Below are 17,725 nucleotides of genomic sequence, written 5' to 3' on the forward strand. Positions count from 1 at the left end.
CTCAGCAGAACGCAGCCTGCAGGACCTGGGGATAGCCGTTGCCGACCGGAATCGGGAACTCGTCGGCCAATTCCTTCGCGACGTCGAACCGCGTGCCGACGAGCACCAGCTGCCGGCGCCCGTCGGCCGTGCTCATCGACACGCTCGTGAAGCCTGGCCCGCTGCCGGTCGCACCCCAGAGCACACCGTCACCGCACGGGGACGGCATCCCTTCGACACCGAGACCATATGCGGTCGTGGGAGAAGACGGCACCGTCGTCAGCAACTCTTTCTGTTGCGTGGCCGGCAGCAGGAGACCTCCGAACAGCGCTCGGTGGAACCGGGACAGGTCGTCGACTGTGGAGACCATCGCGCCTGCCGTCCAGTCGTACGACGGGCTGAACGTGGTCATGTCCTGCATGGGCTCGCTCAGGTCGTAACCATGCAGGTGCGGGCCATGGAGGAACGGATCGATCGTCGGAAAGTAGGTGTTCCTGAGGCCGAGCGGCTTCAGCAAGCGCGCGGCAATCTCGGCGGCAGGGGTGTGCCCGGTGACCTTCTCGATGATCTTGCCGATGATCAGGTAGTTGGTGTTGGAGTACGCGTACGTCTCCCCCGGAGCGTTGGTCGGCTGATGGGCCAACGCCATCGCGATCACGCGGTCCGGGGTGTAGACGTACGACCGATCGCCGCGATCCAGGTACGGCGTCCAGAAGCCGCGCTCGGTCGTCGGGTCGTAGACACCGCTGGTGTGGTTGAGCAACTGGCGGAGGGTGATCCGACGGTCCAGCCCGTGGAACCAGCGAGACGCACTGTCGTTGATCGAGAGGCGCCCTTCCGCCTCGAGCTGCAGTACGACCGTGGACACGAACGACTTGGTGTTGCTGGCGATCCGGAATCGATCGGCGACGCGGGCGGGCTCGCCGGTCCGAACGTCGGCGACACCGTCGGCCAACGCCGTCACCTTCGCGCCGTCACGCACTTGTACGACCGTCGCCGTAAAGCCGTCGGTGACGGTCTGATGGACGGCCTTGCCGAGAGCCGACTCATCGGCCCCAGCCGCCCCCGCTGGTAGGAGTGCCGCGAACGCGAGCATCGGAATGATCAGGCGGTAACGCATCAAGGTTCGTCTCACCCGCTCACCCTCTCCGGGCTCAGGTGTGTCCTCAATCACGCTAGGACCCGGTCCCGTAGGGGACCTAGGTCCCCTACGGGACTCATGGGCCCGGGGCAACGAGTGAGGGCCTGATCGGGCACGGGGGTGTTTCCGAACATGCAGCATCCCCGCGTTCGGCGCCCACGGCGCGATCCGGCTGCCTACCGTCGAGGCTGCCACTGTCATCGTGCAAGGGAGAGAACCACCGATGCGTTACACCTCGTTGCTAGCGGCAACCGGATTGCTGATGTCCGGTCTGGCCCTCGCCGCACCCGCACAGGCCGCGCCGGCCGCCGCGACCGCCCCTACCAGCACCGCCGCACTGCCTGTCTGCAAGCCGTTGATTCCGGCCAAGTTGGTCATGCGCGCCCGGAAGACCACGTACACGATCGGCCTGGACAAGAACTGCCCGGCCAGCGTCTACAACGCCGACTGGAAGGGCGTCCAGCCCGGCGACGACGAGACCAACTACCTCAACTTCACCAACCTCCCGGCGGACAAACACTTCGCGAACCTGGAGCTGTACGCGTTCACCGACCCGACCGGCAGCGTCGGCTGGGGCCCGGCGCACGCCGAGGATCCGTACGCGACGGACGCCGCCGGCAACAACGTCGCGATCCTAGGAACGCTCGCCACGACCCAGAAGTTCGCGTCGTCGGCCACCATCACCGCCGGCCGCAAGGGCGCGCAGACGACCGTGGTCGCGAAGGCCGGTTACTACAACCCGAAGACCAACAAGCTCACCCTCTGGCCGAACAAGCAGGTCAACCTGCAGTACAAGGCGCCGGGTACGACGGTCTGGAAGCACCTCGCCAAGGTGACCACCAACAAGTCCGGTGCGGCGACCTTCGTCTGGTCCCCGAACCGGACCATGCACTACCGCGTCTACGTCCCGCAGGCGAAGACGATCTGGGACTTCTTCTCGGCAGCCATCAGCAAGTAGAGCTGCTCTCCGGATTCCTCTCACCCTCCCGTGGGGTGAGAGGAATCCTTTACAGCGCTGTTACACGCGGCGACGACGCCGGAAACCGGCACGCCCTGAACTACAAGAGACCCGCCGAACCGGCGGGGCGCCCCTAGGGTTCCGCTGCCGAGGTCGGCAGGCCTGGTCCGAGAGGGGAGGCGGTGCTTCACGACGGCGGAGGCTGTCAGGACGGCGTCGCTCCACGGCGGGACAAAAGCCCGGGAGGCCTTGAATGGCCCCGGGCTGCCGTGCATTCCGGGCCGATCCGACGGAGGCCGGAATGTCAGCCACCCCTGAAACACTGACCTCACCCATCGACCAGCGCGACACCGACGATCTGGGCCGGTTCGGCTACGCCCAGCAACTCTCGCGCCGGGTCGGCAGCTACGCCTCGTTCGCGGCCGGCTTCTCGTTCGTGTCGATCCTCACCACCGTGTTCCAGCTCTTCGGGCTCGGATTCGGCTTCGGCGGTACGGCGTTCTTCTGGACCTGGCCCATCGTCCTGGCCGGTCAACTGACGGTCGCGCTGTGCTTCGCCGAGCTCGCCGCCCGGTACCCGTTGTCCGGGGCGATCTACCAGTGGGCGCGGCGACTCGGCGGCGCAGTCGTCGGCTGGTTCGCCGGCTGGACGATGGTCATCGCACAGATCATCACGCTCGCAACCGCGGCGATCGCGTTGCAGGTTGTCCTGCCCGCGGTCTGGTCCGGCTTCCAACTCGTCGGCACGGACTCTGCCTTGTCGTCGAAGGACGGCGCCGCCAACGCCGTCGTACTGGGCTGTCTGCTGCTCGTGGTGACCACTCTGATCAACGCGACCAGCGTGCGGATCACAGCCATCATCAACTCGGTCGGCGTGACCTGCGAGCTCGTCGGCGTCGTACTGATCGTCATCTTGTTGACCAGCCGCGCCGAGCGCGGACCATCGGTGGTTCTGCATACGACGAACCTCGACAGCTCGACCGGGTACGTCGTACCGCTGCTCATCTCGGCATTGATGGCGGCGTACGTGCTGGTCGGCTTCGACAGTGCGGGTGAACTGGCCGAGGAGACGCACAAGCCGCGCGCGACCACGCCCCGGACGATCCTCCGCGCTGTCATCACCTCCGGGATCGGCGGCGCGTTCCTCATCATCGCCGCATTGATGGCGGCGCCGTCGCTGACCGACGGCGATCTCGCCACCCAGGGACTCCCCTACGTGCTGACCAGCCGGCTCGGCACGACCGCAGGCAAGCTGCTGCTCCTGGATGTCGCACTCGCCGTCTGCGTGTGCACGCTGGCGATCCAGACCGCGGCCGCCCGGATGATCTTCTCGATGGCCCGCGACAACGTCCTGCCCGGGTCGGCGCGGCTGCGCCAGGTGTCCCGCCGTACCGGCACTCCGGTCGCGGCGACGATCGTGCCCGGCGTGCTGGCCGCTGTCTGCCTGGTCGTCAACGTGGGCAACGCCGGTCTCTTCCTCGGCCTCGCCAGCGTCTGCATCATGCTGCTCTACATCGCCTACCTGATGGTCACCACGCCGCTGCTGGTACGTCGGTTCACGGGCAACGGACTCTCCGCGGGGGTGGACGAGAACGGGCGGCCGTTGTTCTCACTCGGGCGCTTCGGCCTGGTGGTCAACATTCTCGCGGTCACCTACGGACTCGCGATGGCGATCAACCTCGGCTGGCCGCGGGCCGACGTGTACGACCCGGCGGGCGAGGCGTGGTACCTGCACTACCTTCCGCTCCTCACGCTTGCGATTGTCGCGATCGGCGGTGTCATCGCGTACAGCAGCCAACGTCGGGCCTACCACTCCTCGACCGCCACCGCAGTCGAAGGAGCGACCGCATGAGGCACGAGATCCCTGGTGCCGCGGCCTGGTCCGTACCGGTCCGCGCGAGCCGGGCCATCACGCTGTCGGCGCTCGGCGACGGGGCGAACGCCACCGTGCTGATCATCGGCGCCGACCGGCTCGACCGCCTGAACATCCCGGACACCCTGAAGTCGCAGATGACCGCGCGAGTCCGAGCCGGCCTGGTTCTGATGTCGGACCGTGGCCTCGCGCTGGCCACCGTCGTCGCCTCGACGCTCGACTGGCACGACTGCCTCACCGGGCACGGTCCCGACCAGCTCCTGCGGCTCGAACTGGCCAAGCACGGTTTCGGCCCGGCCGACCTGCACGGCTGCATCAACTTCTTCTCCAAGGTCGGCATCGGCGACGACCCGCAGGCCTCGCTGAGTTTCGTCCCCGACCACGCGCACGCCGGCGACAGCGTCACGTTACGGGCCGAGCAGGACCTGCTCATGTTCATCTCCACCGCGCCGCATCCGTTGTCCAGCACGGATCCAGCGCCCATCGCAGTCCAGATCGAAGCAGCCGACTCCGAAACTCCAGAGCTGCGGCCCGAAGCGATCCGTGCTCTCGAGCTGACCCGGGAGTTGATCGCGTGAGCCTGCTCGAGACGAACGTTGCCCTCGACACCGTGGTCGAAGCCGGCGACGGCGCGCTGCTGACCGTGCCGGCGAACGGTCGGCTGCGGATCGTCGACCTGCACGGCAACCAAGCCGTGGACACCTTGTTCTACGACGCCCACGACATCGACAACCGCTACTCCGCCTTCGACACGATCCGCGCCCAGCAAGCCGTCTACCTGACCACAGGATCGCGGCTCGTATCGACCGATCGCGACGAACTGGCCGTGATCACCGACGACACCTGCGGCCGGCACGACACCGTTGGCGGTGCCTGTTCCCAGGAAAGCAACGTCATCCGGTACGGCGTTCACACCCGGCATCAGCACGCCTGCCGCCAAACGTTTCTCACCTACGGCGCGCCGGTCGGCATCGGGCAGCGACAGCTGACCCACAACGTCAACTTCTTCATGAACGTCCCGGTGACCCCCGCCGGTGACCTGAGGTTCGACGATGGCCTGTCCGCCCCCGGCCGGTACGTCGAACTCACCGCGAGCCGGGATATCTTCGTCCTGATCAGCAACTGTCCGCAGATCAACAACCCGTGCAACGGCTGGAATCCGACGCCGGTACAGCTCCTGGGCTGGTGGTGACGATGGCCGTCATCACCGTGATCACCGCGGGAATCCAGACCACCGTTCAGGACCTCGCCGGACGACCCGGGCTGTGGGACGTCGGCGTACCCCCGTCGGGAGCAGCGGACGAACTCAGCTTCGCCCTGGTGAACGCCGCGGTCGGCAACCCAGCCACCGCGGCCGGGCTCGAATGCGTGGTCGCCGGACCGAAGCTGACCTGCGACGAGGACCGACTGATCTGCGTGGGCGGGTCCGTCACCAAGGCAACCATAAGAGGGAAGGAAGGAAAGAGGGGGAGGAGTGAGGACGGCTGGCGGGTGCGACCCGGGCTGGTGGTCCAACTGCCGGCCGGATCCGTCCTCGACCTCGGTCCGCTCGATGGACCCGGTCTGCGCGGATATCTGGCGATCGAGGGTGGGCTGGATGTCCCGCAGGTGCTCGGCAGCCGCTCGACCTTCGTGCTGGGCGGGTTCGGGGGGTACGACGGCAGACCACTCGCGGCGGGTGATCAGCTGCCATTAGGTCGTCGGGAGAACCTGCTCACGCCGCTGTCCGTAGAGCTGCCCAGGATCGACGGCAACTGGCGGGTCCGGGTCATTCCCGGACCGCATGGCGCGCCGGATCACCTGACTGCCGAGGGCGTCGAGGAGTTCTTCGGCACCGAGTGGGTTGTCGACCATCGATCCGACCGCACCGGCGTCAGACTGACCGGCCCGATGCCGGGCTGGGCACGCAGCGACGGCGGCGAGGCCGGTCTGCATCCGTCGAACGTGCACGACTCCGCGTACCCGGTCGGCGGGATCATGCTGTCGGGCGACACCCCGGTCATCGTCGGCAAGGACGGGCCGTCGCTCGGCGGCTTCGTCGTACCGGCTGTGGTGATCGAGGCGGACCGCTGGATGCTCGGGCAGTTGAGAGCCGGGGACACCGTCGCGTTGGTCCCGGTCTCGGTCGACACGGCCGCCGCGGCGATCGAGGAACGACGTACGTGGCTCGCGGACCTGCGACAGCCCCCGGCGCCGCCGGTCCCGGTCGTCGCGGGCGCGGCCCGTCCGGAGGTGCTGCATCAGTCCGACGGCACCCCGCCGTACACGATCCGTTGCGCCGGCGAACGGCATCTCCTGGTCGAAGCCGGTCCGGCCGAGCTCGATCTCACCGTCCGGGTCTGGATCCACCTCCTGGCCCAGGCGTTGCGCGCGCAGCGGCCGGAGGGGGTTACCGAGATCGTGGAGGGCGTGCGATCGATACTGATCGCGGTCGACTCCGCCCGGCTCGGGTTGATCGAGCTGGCGGAGCGGCTGGCGTTCCTGGCGGCCGGGCTGGCGGACCCCGAGACCGTCGTCCTGCCGGCCCGGGAGGTGACGTTGCCGATCGCCTTCGACCATCCGGAGGCGCACGAGGCGATGCGCCGGTACGCGACCTCGGTCCGGCCGGACGCGCCGTGGTGCCCGGACAACGTGGAGTTCATCCGCCGGGTCAACGATCTGCGACACCGCGACGAGGTGTTCGAGATCGTCCAGCAGGCGACATACCTGGTGGTCGGCCTCGGCGACGTCTACCTCGGCGCTCCGGTCGCCGTGCCGATCGACCCACGGCACCGGCTCGTCACGACCAAGTACAACCCGGCCCGGACCTGGACGCCGCAGAACGCGGTCGGGATCGGCGGGATCTACCTGTGCGTGTACGGCATGGAAGGGCCGGGCGGGTACCAGTTGGTGGGGCGGACCGTGCCGGTCTGGCGGCTCGCCCCCGACGACGAACAACCGTGGTTGCTCCGCCAGTTCGACCTGATCAGATTCACTCCGGTCAGCGCGGAACAGCTCGCTCACGAGCGGGCTGAGATCAAGGCCGGACGGGCGGACCTGCGGGTCGGTCCGGCCACGTTCTCGATCGCCGACGTACGCCGGATCGAGCAGGAGGCACCTGTGGATATCGCCACCATCCGGGCGAAGCGCCGGGCCGCGTTCGACGCCGAGCGCGCGAGGTGGGGCGCATGAACAACGCCTGGATCAGCACGGTGGACCCGGTGGAGCCCCGGCCCGGGCCGCTGCACGGGCTCAGGATGGCGCTCAAGGACAACATCGACCTCGCCGGGGTGCCGACCACTGCCGGCGATCCACGCAACACCACACCAGCGACCCACAGCGCCTTCGTGGTGGACCGACTGATCGAAGCCGGTGCGGTGCCACTGGGCAAGACGAACCTGGACCAGTACGCGACCGGTCTCGTCGGCACCCGATCGCCGTACGGCGCGTGCCACTCGGTCTTCTCCGCCGAGCATGTGTCGGGCGGCTCGAGTTCGGGCAGCGCCGTCGCAGTCGCGAGCGGGGAGGTCGACTTTGCCCTCGGCACCGACACGGCCGGGAGTGGGCGCGTGCCGGCCGCCTTCAATCGGATTGTCGGCATCAAACCATCGCGCGGTCTGGTCTCGGCCCGAGGCGTGGTTCCGGCGTGCCGGTCGCTCGACTGTGTGACAGTGCTGGCGCGCTCGGTCCGTACGGCGCGGCGCGCCTTCGAGGTGATGGTTGCCTTCGACCCCGACGACGCGTGGTCACGGCGGTACGAATCGCTGCCGCACCACCGGCCTGGTCGCGATCCGAGCAGCCCGGCGGTGATCGGCGTACCCGATGTGGCGCTCGAGCTCGACCCGCTGCACGAACAGGCGTGGCAGCAGACGCTCGACCAGGCGGATCGCCTTGGCGACGTAGTGAAGGTTGATGTGCGGCCGTTGCTGGAGGCAGCAGAGTTGCTGTACTCCGGGCCGTGGCTGGCCGAACGCTGGTTGGCGTTCGGGGACAAGCTGGACGACTCGCCGGCGGTGGATCCGACCGTACGGACAATCGTCCGGGCGGGTGCTGCTTTGACAGCGGCGGACGCCTTCGCCGGTTTCGATCGGCTTGCGGCGTTGGCGCGGGCGAGTGAGCATTTGTGGACGCAGCTCGACGCACTCCTGCTTCCGGTGACGCCGGGGCATCCGACGCTCGCGGAGGTCGCCGCGGATCCGATCGGCGCGAACAGCCGGCTCGGACGGTTCACGAATATGGTCAACCTGCTGGATCTCTGCGCTGTTGCGTTCCCTGGTCCGGATCGAGCCGACGGGTTGCCGTTCGGGGTGCAGTTGCTCGCGCCGGCGGGACACGATCGGGTACTGATCGACCTGGCCGACCTGTGGTGCGGTCCGGAGGAGGTCTTGCTGGCGGTTGCTGGTGCGCACCTGAGCGGCCAGCCGCTGAACCACGAGCTGGTACGACGGGGTGGGCGGCTCGTGGCGGCGGCCCGGACTGCTTCGTCGTACCGGATGTATCTGGTCGACGGGCCGCGACCGGGACTGACGCCGTCGGGTGATCCAGGGCCGGGGATCGAGGTCGAGGTGTGGAGCTTGCCGACGGCCGAGCTCGGTGGGTTCGCGTCGACCGTCGAACCGCCGCTGGCGATCGGGCCGCTGGAGTTGTCGGACGGACGGCGGATCCTCGGGTTCGTGGGTACGGCGGATGCCGCGGATCCGGCCCGCGACATCACGTCGTACGGCGGATGGCGCGCGTACCTGGGCCGGGAGCGGTAGCTTCGGCGGCATGAGTGTGACCGCCGCCGAGCAGACTGTCCTGGACCGTGTCGACGAAGACCTGCTCGTCCGGGTCACCACCGACCTGGTGCGAGCCCGTGGCCAGAACCCGCCCGGCGAGGAGGCTGCGACCGTCGCGGTCCTCGCGGCCGCCGGGCGGGAGCTCGGGCTCGACGTGGTCACCACGCCGGTCGAGCCCGGGCGGGACAACGTCTCGATCACGGTTGCTGCGGGCAACGGTCCTGGGTTGTTGCTGCTCGGGCACACGGACGTCGTGCCGGTCGGTGACGGCTGGTCCACGGATCCGTTCGGTGCGGCGATTCGGGATGGGCGAATCTACGGCCGCGGCGGATCGGACATGAAGGGCGGTCTCGCCGCCGCGTTGGTGGCTCTTGCCACCCTCCGCGGGACCGAGTTGAGTGGTCCGGTCGAACTGGCGGCCGTGGTCGACGAAGAGGAGACCGGCAAGGGCATCCGCGCGTACGTCGCTCAACCGCAGCGATCCTTCGTCGGGTGCATCACCGCGGAGCCGACCGACCTGCAGACGATCATCGCGGCGCGTGGCGACTCCTACCTGCGCGTCGCCGTCCACGGAAAGGCGTGTCACGCAGGTAACCCGGCCGACGGCGCGAACGCGATCTACGGCGCGGCCACGGTGATTGCCGAGATCGAGCGCCTGCATGCCGAGTTGGCTGCGGATCCGCATCCGTTGCTCGGTCCCGCGACCTGGAGTGTGGGTCAGATCAACGGCGGCACAGGCGGTTCGATCGTGCCGGCCGAGTGTGTGCTGGTGGCCGACCGACGGCTGCTGCCCGGCGAGTCACCTGCGCTGGTCCTCGACAATCTGCGCGAGCGCGTCGGCGCGCTGCGACTGGAGGACCGCGGGCTGACCGTCGACCTGGAGATGCCGATGGAGATGCCGGCCTTCGAGACCGCGGCCGACGCGCAGCTCGTCCGGGTCACTGAGGCGTCGCGGGTCGACGCCGGTGGACCGGCGATTCCTTTGGCCGGGTGGACCGCTGCTTGCGACGGTGGGTATGTCGCCCGCGATCTCGGCGTACCGGTCGTTGTCCTTGGCCCCGGTTCGGTCACGACGCAGGCTCACCGTGCCGATGAATCGGTGCCGATCGCCGAGCTCGTCACGGCGGCGCGCGCGTACACGCTCGCCGCACTCCGGCTACTTGGTCAGGCCCGCGGCCAGGAGTTCGGCGAGGTGCTGGGCTCGGCGTGAGGTGCCCTGGGCGATCTGGGTGCGGCAGCTGAAGCCGTCGGCCAGTACGGCGGTTGCTTCGGGCAACGATCGTACGGCGGGGAGCAGGACCCGCTCACCGATGGCTTTCGAGACGTCGTAGTGATCGCGTTCGAAGCCGAAGTTGCCGGCGAGTCCGCAGCACCCGGAGTCGGGGATGGTCGCGTCGATGCCGGCCGCCGACATCAGCCGGCGGTCGGCGTCGAATCCGAGCACGGCGTGCTGGTGGCAATGGGTCTGCACCAACGCCTCTCCCCCGACCTGCGGCGGTTCCCAGCCGGAGTCGACCAGGAATTCGGAGAAGGTCCGGGTCGCCTTGGCGGCCTGGTCCGCGAGCGGGTTGCCGGCCACCAGATCGGGTGCGTCGTGGCGGAGGGCCGCCGTACAACTCGGTTCGAGGCCGATGATCGGCGTACCGGCGGCGAGGTGCGGCGCGAGGACCTGGAGCGATCGGTTCAGGACCCGCCGAGCCTTCGTCAGCTGACCGGTGGAGATCCAGGTCAGCCCGCAACAGACCGGCTTGTCCGGGAGCACCACCGCGTACCCGGCCGCCTCCAGCACCTCCACCGCCGCCCGGCCGATCTCCGGCGCGAGGTGATCGGTGAACGTGTCCGGCCACAGCACCACCTTGGTCCCACCTCTTGGGCTCTCACGGCCCGCGAACCAGGAAGTGAACGTCTGCCGAGCGAACGACGGGACCTCACGCTCGGCCGCGATCCCGCCGAGGCGCTTGGTCAGCCGTAGCCGGGTGAAGCGGTTGGCCAGCGCCGGGATCGGCCGGGCGAGGCGCGCCCAGAGCGGCAGCCAGCCCATGGACCAGTGCGACAACGGCCGCCGCCACGGACGGCCGGCGTAATGGTGCTGGGTGAACTCGGCCTTGTACGTCGCCATGTCAACATTCACCGGGCAATCGGACAGACATCCCTTGCAGGACAGGCAAAGGTCCAGCCCGGCACGCACTTCCTCCGAGCGCCAACCGTCGGTGATCACGTCGCTCTGGAGCATCTCCCAGAGCAGGTGAGCACGCCCACGGGTGGAGTGCAGCTCCTCGCGGGTCACCTGGTAGCTCGGACACATCACGCCGCCCGAGGTCTGCCGGCACTTGCCGATCCCCACGCACCGCCGCTGCGCCTGCGCGAAGTCGTCACCGTCGTCCGGATACGCGAAGAGCGTCAACAGCTGACGATCCTTCGCCGGCCCGTCGTGCCGGATCGCCTGATCCAGTGGTGGCGGGTCGACGATCATGCCCGGGTTCATCACGCGAGCCGGATCCCAGAGCTGCTTGAGCTCGGCGAACAGCCGCACGCCGTCGGCGCCGTACATCTTCGTCAGCAGCTCCGAGCGCGCCCGCCCGTCGCCGTGCTCGCCCGACACCGATCCGCCGAGCCCGACCACAAGGTCGGTCGCCTGCTCGACGAACTCCCGGTACGTCGCGATTCCGCCCGGACTGAGCAGGTCGAAATCGATCCGCATGTGCATGCAGCCCTCGCCGAAATGCCCGTACGACGCTCCCGACAGGCCATGCCGGCCGAGCAGTTCGTCGAGGCCGCGAAGGTACGTACCCAGACGCTCCGGCGGTACGGCGGCATCCTCCCAACCACCCCACGCCTCGGCACCGTCCGCCCGCCGCGTCGCGAGTCCGGCCGCATCCGTGCGGCACCGCCACAGGACACTCTGCGCGCCGGGATCCGGCACCAAGGAAGCCCGGGGATCCGTCGCCGTGGAGGCTGTCGTCGTGCCGAGCTCGTCGAGTAGCGCCTGGGCCGCGCGGGTCGCGAGCACCTCGTCGTCGGCGCCGAGCTCGATCAGCAGCCAGGACCTCCCGGCCGGCAACCCGGCCCGGATCGCGGCGTCGCGAACTTCGGCCGGCAACCGCTCGACCAGGTCGCTGTTGATCGACTCCATCGTCAGCGGATGGTGCCGGAGCACGGCCGGCACACAGTCCGCGGCGGCGATCGCGTCGGCGAACCCGAGCACGCACAGGACCTTTGCCTTGGGCAACTCACTCAGCCGCACGGTCGCCCGCAGCGTCGCCGCCAGACCGCCTTCGCTCCCGGACAACAGCGCGGCCACGTTGTACCCGTACTCCGGCAGCAACCGCTGCAGCGCATACCCGGAGATCTGCCGGCTGAACCGCCCGAACCGCCGCCCGATCAGCAACTCGTGCCGATCCACGAACGACTGCAGCGCCCGGTGCAGCTCCCCCTCGCGCCCGGGCCGCGCCGCAGACCGCGCTCTGTCCCCGGCCGACTCGAGCACCAGCCGATTGCCGTCGGCAAGTATCACGTCCAGCGACCGCAGATTGTCCGCCGTCGTTCCCCACGCCACCGAGTGCGCGCCGCAGGCATTGTTGGCAATCATCCCGCCGAGGGTCGCCCGGCTCCCCGACGACGGGTCCGCCCCGAACGCCAGCCCGTACGGCTTGGCTGCGGCCAAGAGCTGCGTCAACACCACACCCGGCTCGACCGTCGCCGTCCGGGCGTCCGGGTCGATCTCCAGGATCCGGTTCACGTGCCGCGATGCGTCGATCACCACGCCACCGATCGAGTTGCCGGCCATCGACGTACCGCCGCCGCGCAGCACCACCGGCGCACCGGCAGCCGCCGTGAGCGCGACCGCGGTCGCCAGCTCGTCGACATCGCTGGGCACAACCACCAGATCGGGTACGGCGCGGTAGTTCGAGCCGTCGGCCGCATACAGCGCCCGGGTACGCGGATCGTCCGCGACCACTCCCCGCAGCTCCTGCCGCAACCCGGCCAGCAACCGCGCGACGTCGTACTCCACGCGAACAATCTACGTTGACTCTGACACGGTGTCAGACCGTAGACCGGCCGCATGACGACAACGGCAACAGAAGTTGCGGAACAGATTCGAACGGGCCAGGTCACGTCGCGCGAGGTGACTGAACAGCTTCTCGAGCGGATCGCGGCCGACGATCGGGTCAATGCGATCGTCGAAACGCGGGCGGAGTTCGCCCTCCAGGCCGCGGACGCCGCCGACCGGGGCGGGTCTGGGGTGTTGCACGGGGTTCCGATGACGGTCAAGGAGTGCTTTAACGTGGCGGGGATGCGGACGACCTGGGGTAACCCGGCGTTCGCGGAGTACGTCGCGGATCGGGATGCGGCTGTGGTCGAGCGGCTCACCCGGGCCGGCGCGATCGTCGTCGGCAAGAGCAACGTCCACACGATGCTCGCGGACTTCGGGCAGACGACGAACGAGATCTATGGGCGGACCAACAATCCCGCTGACGCCAGCCGCACGCCAGGCGGGTCGAGTGGTGGCGGCGCGGCCGCACTCGCCGCCGGGCTGAGCTATCTGGAGTACGGGTCGGACCTGGTCGGGTCGATCCGACTGCCTGCGGCGTACTGCGGTGTCTATGGGCTGAGGCCGACCTCCGGACTGGTACCGCTGGACGGTTTCCAGCTCCCCGGACCGCCCGAGCTGCCGACCGAGCTGCCGAACTTGTCGACCATCGGACCGCTCGCACGATCGGCGGCCGACCTCCGCACCGCGCTAAGGGCGACCGGCGGGCCATCAGACCCGTATTCCTGGGAGCTAAGGCCCTCGCGGCGGGAACGGCTGGCGGACTTCCGGGTCGGCGTCGTCACGGACCATCCAGCCGCAAACGTGTCGAGCGAGGTTGGCGCCGTACTGTCCGACACGATCGATCGCCTCGCCCGGACCGGCGCGAAGATCGTCGAAGGCTGGCCCGACGATGTCGATCCGGTCGATCAGGCCGAGGCGTTCGGCGCCCAGGTCGAGCTGTTCTTCGCACTGCACGGCGGAGCGCCGTCGTCGATGCCCCTTGCCGGACTGGTTGAGCAGGAACGACGCCGAATGGCCGCGCGAATGAGGTGGCAGCGGTACTTCGACGACATCGACGTGTTCCTCTGTCCGACCAGCTTCACCACGGCGTTCCCGCACGATGATCGCCCCTTCGACGAGCGCACGATCACGACGTCGTACGGCGAGCAGCGGTACGACGCCCAGGTGTTCTGGATCTCGCACGCTGCACTGACCGGACACCCCGCCCTCAGCATGCCGATCGGCCGGACGCCCGAGGGTCTGCCCGTCGGCGCGCAGGTGATCGGTCCGCGGCACGAGGACGACACCGCCATCACCTTCGCCGAGCTCCTGGCTGATTGACTAGGCCTCGGAGAGGGGGTCCGGACATGTTCGCGATCGGAGAGTTTGCGCGGCACGGCCGAGTGTCGGTGCGGATGCTGCGGCATTACGACGCGATCGGGCTGCTGCGACCGGCGTACGTCGATGCCGGCACCGGCTACCGCAGTTACACCGCCGGCCAACTGGCCGATCTGAACCGGATCGTCGCGCTCAAGGATCTCGGGTTCTCCCTCGAGCAGGTCCGAACGATGATCGTCGACGAGATCAGCCCGGCCGAGGTGCGCGCATTGCTGACCATCCGGCGTGCGGAGTTGGAGGCAACCGTCGCCGAGAGCCATGCCCGGCTTGCCCAGGTCGAGTCCCGCCTGCGTGGTATCGAGGGCGACGCACCGGCCGCCGACGTGGTCGTCAAGGAACTCCCCGCGATCCGGCTCGTCGGGCTGACCACCACGGCCGCGAGCTTCACACCGGAGGACATCAGCCCGGTCGTTCATCCGCTCTGCGCCGAACTCGGCCGCAGACTCCCCGACGCCACGGTCCGTCCGGCCGGCCGCCTGACCTGCCTGTACGCGCGAACTCCGCAGGCTGAGGACGAGGTCGTTGTGTGGGCGACGGTTCCGGCCGCGGTCGATGCCGGGAGCAACCTCAACGGTCTCGAGGTGATCGATCTACCGGCGACGCGCGTCGCGACCCTGGTCCACCGCGGTCCGATCGACCAGGTGCTGCCCGGGTGGCAGGCGCTGGCCCGCTGGATCGATGACAACGGATATCGGTCCGGCGAACCCGCCCGCGAGCACTATCTCGACTGCCCGGACGACCCCGCCGACTGGGTGACCGAACTCCAGGAACCCCTGATCAGTCCTTCTGATCAGTCCTTCTGATCAGTCCTTCTGATCAGTCTTTCTGATCAGTCTTTCTGGGCCAGCGACGCAAGCCCCGCGGTGATGACGGCGATGCCGAACTCGAAGCGCTCGTCACCGGTGGCACCCGCGGTCAAGGACGACGCCAGCGCGACCGTCAGCGGATAGCGGTCGGCAGGCAGGTTGTCGAAGAACGCACGCATCTGAGACACGAAGCCGGCGACGTCATCCTCGCTGAAGCCGGCGGCCCCCTGAACGCTCTCCTCGAACGCGACCGCGGTGACGTACAGCGGGATCAGGTCGACCGCCCAGGCGGCCGCCTGGTCCGGGAGCTTGCCGGCCTTGAGGATCGCGAGGATCCACTCGGTGCTGAGCAGCGCGCGCTCCCCCAGCGGAACCTGACCGATCGCCGCCCGCGCGACCCCCGGGTTCGCCCGCATGACGCGGAGGATCTCGCGCATCGCGTCCTTGAGCTGCTCCTGCCAGCGATCGGGATCGGGGTGCCGCGGGATGTTCATCTGCTCGGCCGCGCGCTCGACCAGCAGCTGATCGAGCTCTCGCTTGTTCGCGACGTGGGCATACAGGGAGGCGGCGCCGGTGCCGAGCTCCTGAGCGATCTTGCGCATCGAGACCGCGTCGTACCCGTCCTTGACCATCAGCCGCATGGCGGTGTCCACGATCCGCGCGCGGGTCAGCGGCTCCTTGGCCGGACGCACGGGTTTCGCGGGACTGATCGGCTGCCAGGGCGACTGGGTCATGGGACCACTGTAGCGAACACCGTACTTGACGAGAACAGTGTTCGAGAGTAGAACAGTGTTCGTTGACGAACACTGTTCGACGGACGCCGATCCATCATCGAGGGAGCCACCGATGAGCACCGCCACCACCCACCCCGCGACAACCACCCGCACGACCGGGACCGCGCCGTACCGCTGGCGCTGGATCGTGCTGATGACGATCCTGATCGCCGAGATCATGGACCTCGTCGACGCGACGATCGTGAACATCGCCGCGCCGTCGATCCGCGCCGAGCTCGGCGGGTCCGAGTCGGCGATGCAATGGATGCTGGCCGGCTACACGCTCTCGTTCGCGATCGGGCTGGTCAGCTTCGGCCGGCTCGGCGACCGGGTCGGGCGGCGGCGGCTGTTCGTGATCGGCGCGGTCGGGTTCACCCTCGCCTCCGCGATCTGCGGACTGTCGACGAGCCCCGAGCTGCTGATCGGCAGCCGGTTCGCGCAGGGTCTGCTCGGCGCGGTGATGATCCCGCAGGGGTTCGCGATCCTGAAGGCGATCTTCCCGCCCGACGAGATCGGCAAGGCGTTCGCGCTGTTCGGCCCGGTGATGGGCCTGTCGGCGGTGGCCGGCCCGATCCTCGCCGGCGTCCTGATCGACGCGAACTGGTTCGACGCCGGCTGGCGGATGATCTTCTTCATCAACGTCCCGATCGGTATCGCGGCTCTGATCGGCGCCCTGCGGTTCATGCCCGAGGTGAAGACGCCGGGCGCACCCCGGATGGACGCGATCGGCGTCGTCCTGGTCAGCCTCGCCTCCGCCCTGCTGATCTACCCGCTGGTCCAGGGCCGCGAGCTCGGCTGGCCGGTGTGGACCATCCTGCTGATCGTCGCCTCGATCCCGGCGTTCGCCCTCTTCGGTTGGCGGGAACGTCGTTCCGGCAACCCGGTCATCGACCCGTCCCTGTTCCGCAGCCGTGGGTACGTCGCCGGCCTCGGCGTCATCACCACCTTCTTCCTGGGAATGTCCGGCTTCATGCTGGTCTACAACCTGTTCACCCAGCTGGGTCTGCACTACAGCCCGCTGAAGGCCGGCTTCGCGATGGTCCCGTTCTCCCTCGGAATCGCGATCGGCGCGCCGCTGTCCGGCGGCCTGCTCGCACCGAAGCTCGGGCGGACGGCGCTGCAGTTGGGTGTCGCGGTGATGACCCTGGCGATGGGTGGTGTCTGGTTCACCTTGCACATGTACGGCGAGGCGACCACGATCTGGAACCTGGTTCCGGCGACCCTGGCCACCGGGATCGGTGCCGGACTCGTGTTCGCGCCCCTGTTCGACATCATCCTGGCCTCGATCGACGACCAGGCCGCGGGCTCGGCGTCCGGCGTACTGACCGCGATGCAGCAGTTCGGCGGCGCGATCGGGGTCGCGGTGATCGGCACGATCTTCTTCCAGCTGCTACCGGCGCACGCGTTCCTCGGTGCGACCAAGACGACCGTCCTGGTCGCGATCGTCCTCTTCGTGATCAGCTTCGGCGTGACCTGGTTCCTGCCGAGGCGAGCCCGCGAAAACGCTATTCATTAGCTGCGGCGCACACTAGTCCGGGCATGACGAAGCCCCCGCACCACCTGGTGCGGGGGCTTCGATCAGAGACTCAGTTGAACGAGTCGCCGCAGGCGCAGGAGCCGGTCGCGTTCGGGTTGTCGATCGTGAAGCCCTGCTTCTCGATCGTGTCCACGAAGTCGATCGACGCACCCTTGAGGTACGGCGCGCTCATCCGGTCGGTGACGACATTCACGCCACCGAAGCCGGCCACCACGTCGCCGTCGAGCTCGCGCTCGTCGAAGAACAGCTGGTACCGCAGCCCGGAGCATCCACCCGGCTGAACGGCGACCCGCAGCGCGAGGTCGTCGCGGCCTTCCTGCTCGAGCAGCGCCTTCACCTTGGCGGCGGCTCCATCGGTGAGGATCACACCCGTGGCGACGGCCTGCTCGGTCTGCGCTTCAGTCATTCCTGACTCCAGTCATCTCTCAAGTGCCTGCCCGCACCACGGCAGGCACGGAAAATCCGCTGTC

At 68.6% G+C, this 17,725-nt stretch carries 14 protein-coding genes and 1 riboswitch; of the genes, 10 read left to right on the forward strand and 4 right to left on the reverse strand.

Features of this window, described 5'->3' with window-relative positions; genetic code table 11:
• Position 1: 1 nt before the first annotated feature.
• Complete coding sequence (locus ACWF4Z_RS08735; RefSeq protein ID WP_452242366.1) at positions 2-1,114, reverse strand: serine hydrolase domain-containing protein; 1,113 nt, start codon at positions 1,112-1,114, stop codon at positions 2-4.
• A gap of 229 nt (positions 1,115-1,343) precedes the next feature.
• On the opposite strand from ACWF4Z_RS08735, the gene ACWF4Z_RS08740 reads away from it, so the two are divergent.
• The 7 genes from ACWF4Z_RS08740 (at position 1,344) to ACWF4Z_RS08770 (ending at position 9,918) form a co-directional block, all read left to right on the forward strand.
• Positions 1,344-2,078 (forward strand): hypothetical protein, encoded by a 735-nt coding sequence (locus ACWF4Z_RS08740; RefSeq protein ID WP_452242367.1) that lies wholly within the window; start codon positions 1,344-1,346, stop codon positions 2,076-2,078.
• A gap of 122 nt (positions 2,079-2,200) precedes the next feature.
• A riboswitch (guanidine-I (ykkC/yxkD leader) is annotated at positions 2,201-2,326 on the forward strand.
• A 53-nt stretch (positions 2,327-2,379) separates the two neighbouring features.
• The gene (locus tag ACWF4Z_RS08745) at positions 2,380-3,930 is read left to right on the forward strand and encodes an amino acid permease (protein ID WP_452242368.1); all 1,551 of its coding nucleotides are present in this window, start codon (positions 2,380-2,382) and stop codon (positions 3,928-3,930) included.
• Positions 3,927-4,529, forward strand: coding sequence for a DUF1989 domain-containing protein (locus ACWF4Z_RS08750; RefSeq protein ID WP_452242369.1), 603 nt, complete (start codon positions 3,927-3,929; stop codon positions 4,527-4,529). Before ACWF4Z_RS08745 ends, ACWF4Z_RS08750 begins: the two co-directional genes overlap by 4 nt.
• Positions 4,526-5,143 carry an urea amidolyase associated protein UAAP2 gene (locus ACWF4Z_RS08755; RefSeq protein ID WP_452242370.1) on the forward strand — a complete coding sequence of 206 codons (618 nt, stop codon included), beginning with the start codon at positions 4,526-4,528 and terminating at the stop codon, positions 5,141-5,143. Before ACWF4Z_RS08750 ends, ACWF4Z_RS08755 begins: the two co-directional genes overlap by 4 nt.
• Positions 5,144-5,145: 2 nt before the next feature.
• Positions 5,146-7,122, forward strand: coding sequence for a 5-oxoprolinase/urea amidolyase family protein (locus tag ACWF4Z_RS08760; RefSeq protein ID WP_452242371.1), 1,977 nt, complete (start codon positions 5,146-5,148; stop codon positions 7,120-7,122).
• A complete protein-coding gene (locus ACWF4Z_RS08765; RefSeq protein ID WP_452242372.1) occupies positions 7,119-8,687 on the forward strand; it encodes an allophanate hydrolase in 1,569 nt (522 codons plus the stop codon). Before ACWF4Z_RS08760 ends, ACWF4Z_RS08765 begins: the two co-directional genes overlap by 4 nt.
• A 10-nt stretch (positions 8,688-8,697) precedes the next feature.
• Positions 8,698-9,918, forward strand: a complete 1,221-nt coding sequence (locus ACWF4Z_RS08770; RefSeq protein WP_452242373.1) for a M20 family metallopeptidase — start codon at positions 8,698-8,700, stop codon at positions 9,916-9,918.
• Here ACWF4Z_RS08770 and ACWF4Z_RS08775 read toward each other — a convergent pair.
• On the reverse strand, positions 9,865-12,720 hold the full coding sequence (locus tag ACWF4Z_RS08775) for an FAD-binding and (Fe-S)-binding domain-containing protein (RefSeq protein ID WP_452242374.1): 2,856 nt from the start codon (positions 12,718-12,720) through the stop codon (positions 9,865-9,867). The two genes, ACWF4Z_RS08770 and ACWF4Z_RS08775, sit on opposite strands and share 54 nt — an antisense overlap.
• A gap of 114 nt (positions 12,721-12,834) precedes the next feature.
• Here ACWF4Z_RS08775 and ACWF4Z_RS08780 point away from each other — a divergent pair, with 114 nt between their 5' ends.
• Entirely contained in the window at positions 12,835-14,082 is a 1,248-nt protein-coding gene (locus tag ACWF4Z_RS08780; RefSeq protein ID WP_452242375.1) for an amidase family protein, read from the forward strand.
• A 26-nt stretch (positions 14,083-14,108) separates the two neighbouring features.
• Entirely contained in the window at positions 14,109-14,942 is an 834-nt protein-coding gene (locus ACWF4Z_RS08785; protein WP_452242376.1) for a MerR family transcriptional regulator, read from the forward strand.
• Between the two features lie 26 nt (positions 14,943-14,968).
• Here the strand turns inward: ACWF4Z_RS08785 and ACWF4Z_RS08790 are convergent, their stop codons facing one another.
• Positions 14,969-15,679, reverse strand: coding sequence for a TetR/AcrR family transcriptional regulator (locus ACWF4Z_RS08790; RefSeq protein ID WP_452242377.1), 711 nt, complete (start codon positions 15,677-15,679; stop codon positions 14,969-14,971).
• 112 nt (positions 15,680-15,791) lie between these two features.
• Between ACWF4Z_RS08790 and ACWF4Z_RS08795 the strand changes: the two genes are divergently transcribed.
• Positions 15,792-17,234, forward strand: coding sequence for an MFS transporter (locus tag ACWF4Z_RS08795; RefSeq protein WP_452242378.1), 1,443 nt, complete (start codon positions 15,792-15,794; stop codon positions 17,232-17,234).
• A gap of 70 nt (positions 17,235-17,304) precedes the next feature.
• On the opposite strand, the gene ACWF4Z_RS08800 is transcribed toward ACWF4Z_RS08795, so the two are convergent.
• Complete coding sequence (locus ACWF4Z_RS08800) at positions 17,305-17,661, reverse strand: HesB/IscA family protein (RefSeq protein WP_452242379.1); 357 nt, start codon at positions 17,659-17,661, stop codon at positions 17,305-17,307.
• Between the last annotated feature and the right edge of the window lie 64 nt (positions 17,662-17,725).

It is taken from the genome of Kribbella sp. NPDC055071 (assembly GCF_053608045.1).